The organism is Pseudomonas sp. YNh (assembly GCF_037993085.1).
In the GTDB taxonomy this organism is placed as follows: Bacteria; Pseudomonadota; Gammaproteobacteria; order Pseudomonadales; family Pseudomonadaceae; genus Aquipseudomonas; species Aquipseudomonas putida.
Window position 1 is genome coordinate 1 of sequence record NZ_JBBMRJ010000092.1, and the last position, 565, is coordinate 565.

General features: G+C 53.8%; 1 protein-coding gene and 1 rRNA gene. Both read right to left on the bottom strand.

Annotated elements, in window-relative coordinates:
• Window positions 1-141: thiamine pyrophosphate-binding protein (locus WF331_RS29180; protein WP_205300755.1), on the bottom strand; the 141-nt coding region annotated here is incomplete at its 3' end.
• 299 nt (window positions 142-440) lie between these two features.
• Window positions 441-556, bottom strand: a 5S ribosomal RNA gene (gene rrf, locus WF331_RS29185).
• Window positions 557-565: the final 9 nt, after the last annotated feature.

Genomic DNA, 565 nt, shown 5'->3' on the forward strand with positions numbered 1-565 from the left:
GTGACGGGTCAGTACCAGCTTGATCTTCGACTTGCGCAGGGATTCGAGCAGGTCGAGGTTTTCTTCACCGGGAATGCCGAATACATACTCGACACCTTCGTTTTCCAGGCATTGCACAACGACATCGGCGGCCTTGGCCATCTTGCTTGCTACCTCAAGTGATGGGACGGTGGAAGTCCAGAAATGCGCAGCACGGTACGCTGGCATCGCTCGGTCCAGGGGTAGGAATGCCCTGAATCAAAGTCTTGACGTAGGGTGGGCGTGGGAAAGTCACGTTAATGTAGCTGCAATATTGTCGCAGTGCTGCGCTGGCGCCGTTGTAGAAGCAACAGTCTTGCTCAGGCTTTGAAAGAGCAGGGGGTCGGGCAGGGCTGGAGATATTTGCGCCGCAAAGACAAAACCCCTACCTGCATGCGCAGATAGGGGTTTTGCGAAATGAATCTTGACGATGACCTACTCTCACATGGGGAAACCCCACACTACCATCGGCGATGCATCGTTTCACTGCTGAGTTCGGGATGGGATCAGGTGGTTCCAATGCTCTATGGTCGTCAAGAAATTCTGT